This is a genomic window from Vibrio sp. 10N.222.52.C3 (assembly GCF_041474195.1).
Classification (GTDB): Bacteria; Pseudomonadota; Gammaproteobacteria; order Enterobacterales; family Vibrionaceae; genus Vibrio; species Vibrio crassostreae_C.
Map to the genome: position 1 here is coordinate 2,356 of NZ_JBFRTQ010000223.1, position 2,868 is coordinate 5,223.

Genomic DNA, 2,868 nt, shown 5'->3' on the forward strand with positions numbered 1-2,868 from the left:
TGGCATTATCGATGCCACCGTTGCCATTTTCGCTGTCAACAATGGCTGTTGTACTGCCATTAATGGCACTAACAGTGCCAAAGTCGTTCACTTCAAAAGTGATACGACAAGGCAACCCGCTGCGCTCCCGTCACACTTTTACTTCGCAAAAGATGCACGTGAGCTGCGGGCAAGAGAAGTGCCTCTTGACTCTCTACCATGCGCACCTCTTAGGAGGATTGCATGAAAGAGATTCGATTGTTTCACCGTCGGTTCAACTTTAGTTCGAAGCCCGCTGAACGTGTAAAGTGCGAACATTCTTTAGCTCATTCATTACGCATATCACCACCCACTGCGGCAAAGAAATCGAAGCAATTAGAGTGGAATCATGAGCTGCTTGAAAAAAACGTGATCTGGACGAATGGTCAACAATCGTCTCTTAAAGAATGGTCTGAAGAGCAACGGCTAGAGTTGTTGTATGAGATTGCGCCGTCGCCTAAAAAGGCAAATCAAGCGAAGCTGCAAACACAACTTCGTCAGTATCGCAAAAAGGTAAAGACAGCAGTTGATAGTGAGCTTAAAAAAGGAAATCAGGCTGCCGCTCAATTTTTACAGGCTGTACTGGATATGGATAAGTACGTTCCTTACTCACGTATCGATGCGTTTGCAAAGCTAACAATGCAACGCAAAAAGCAGCGAATTAAGATGTTAGAAACATATCTGAATGCTCACAATCAGTTATGCCAGAAGCCGCCAGCCAACAATCTGTATGTTCAAGAAGGTCTTTTTAAAATCCCCCACCAATGGGGGGTTGGAACGGATGTAATTAGCTTAGAAGAGTACGTTTCGTTTACTAGTCAGTTCTTAATGGAATATTTTCCCGATTACGAGGTTAAAGCGGTTATCGGGCATGACGACGAACGAAGTGTGGATGTCAAAACGGGAGCACATGCGCACTACTATTTATCTGGTCGAAACAACCAGACAGGTAAATATGACTTGAGAAAGACTCAGATTAAGGTCGTCAATGAGTATATTAAGCGAACGGCACCTGACACCAAATTATTACCTGATGATGGGAAACTGACGAGGAAGTTGAGTCAAAAATTTGGTCGTTACTTTCAAAAAATGTTATTTGACTATGCTAATCAGCACCTATTTGTTGATAAAGGCTTGGTAGCAAAGCTTGCTCCAGAGTCAGAGCGAAGATCTGAAAAAAGAAGAGATATGAATCGAGAGGCTTCATTACCTAAATTGGAGCGCAGCCATAATTATCACACACACCAATTAGATCTAACTCAGGGAAAAATAAAGTTGGCAGAAAAGAAACGTGTTTATTTGTTAGATGAGAATGAAAAAACCGAGCAACAACTATCACAGTTGATAGATGATACTGCACTGGTAGAAGTACAGCTAAACCAATTACAGGTTGAGCGAGATACGATGCAACTTGAGTTGTCAGATCTCAAAGCTGAATCATCAAGGCTGACTATTCTCACTCAATCGCTAACACAAACCGTAGTGCCAAAACTGGTTGATATCTTTAAGAAAGTGGTACTTGCGATCAATGCTAAAGACAGAGGCGTATTAAAAAAACAAAGCGAGTACCTGAGTTCTGTCTTGAACTCAGTGCTAGACCTACCACCAGGTCTATCAGATAAAATCGTAAATGAGGTGGCTTTGCTGAAAGCGCCTGAAGCAGTGGCACCGAACAATGACCATACCGTTACAGATCATCCTAATAAGTAAGTTAGTCACGCAGCTTACTTTACTAACTAACCATCATAATAATTAAAACAAAGGTATAAACCATATGGCTAGACCAAAATCTTATGCGGATGAAGATGTTATACGCATTGCAACTCAATTGTCCGATGAAGGTCGACAACCTTCGGGGTGGCTCATTAAAGAAGCTCTTGGACGTGGAAAAATTGCTTCTATACAGACTGACCTTGAGCGCCTCATCGGAGAAGGCAGGCTTCCCGAAATAAAACAATCGACAGTAGATACTAATCCTGACCAGAGAGCAGTGGCATCGACTTTTGAGTTGCCTGTTGAGCTTCAAGATATGCTGTCACTCAATGAACAAGAGCTTGGGAAAATACTTCGTGATATGACTATCAGAATTAATGACAAAGCACACATTCATTATGAATCCTTGATGGAAGTGCGAATCAGAGAGCTAGATGCTAAATCTGATATATTGGTAAAAGCTCAAGCGATGGCTGAGCAAGATACTCTTGATATTGAAGTGCGACTACAGAAACAAGTTGAGCGTAATGAGCTACTAGAAGATCAAATCGATAACTTAGAGGTCAGATTAACAAGTTCAAAAAGCGAAAGATCAGATTTGATACAAACCATTAGTCAACTAACTGACTCTTTCAATAAGACAACGGAAAAGGCCGCTCAACAGCAGATTTCGTTGGATGAATTAAGACGAACAGTATCGGATATAGATAAGGCTCACACGGCCACTCAGGTAAAACTGGAATATTCCATGAATGAAGCCAATCAACTTCAATCTCAGTTATCAGGCTTATCTGAGCTGCATGAAACGACCAGAGCGCAGTTAACAGAAACTTCAACCCTTTTTAAATCAACTCAGAAGTTACTGAATGAATCAGACAATCAAATAAGTATTCTACGAGAAGAAAACCGCGAACTGGCTACGAGTCATCGCCTATTGGAGAAGGGCCTAGAAGAAGCTGAAAACGAAATTGCCTTGCTGCATGAACAAAAACAACGCCTAGAAAACGATCTCGTAGAACATGGAAAATCAACAATTTGAAATCCTTGAACTTTATTTCAGTAGGTGAAGGAGACCAATGAAATTAAGAATTCTTAAATCGCCTAAGAATCGCTAAGAAACGAGAGGGGAACTGGGAA

Annotated in this window: 2 protein-coding genes; both read left to right on the forward strand. The window is 41.4% G+C overall.

The window, feature by feature from the left end; all coding sequences use genetic code 11:
* The first annotated feature begins 222 nt into the window (after window positions 1-222).
* The gene (locus tag AB4517_RS22440; protein WP_102319800.1) at window positions 223-1,728 is read left to right on the forward strand and encodes a hypothetical protein; all 1,506 of its coding nucleotides are present in this window, start codon (window positions 223-225) and stop codon (window positions 1,726-1,728) included.
* A 64-nt stretch (window positions 1,729-1,792) separates the two neighbouring features.
* On the forward strand, window positions 1,793-2,770 hold the full coding sequence (locus AB4517_RS22445) for a hypothetical protein (protein WP_102319801.1): 978 nt from the start codon (window positions 1,793-1,795) through the stop codon (window positions 2,768-2,770).
* The last annotated feature ends 98 nt before the right edge of the window (window positions 2,771-2,868 follow it).

Excerpts from the sequence above, each read along its gene's own strand:
- AB4517_RS22440 (WP_102319800.1), top strand. The coding sequence starts at position 223 with ATGAAAGAGATTCGATTGTTTCACCGTCGGTTCAACTTTAGTTCGAAG.
- AB4517_RS22445 (WP_102319801.1), top strand. The coding sequence starts at position 1,793 with ATGGCTAGACCAAAATCTTATGCGGATGAAGATGTTATACGCATTGCA.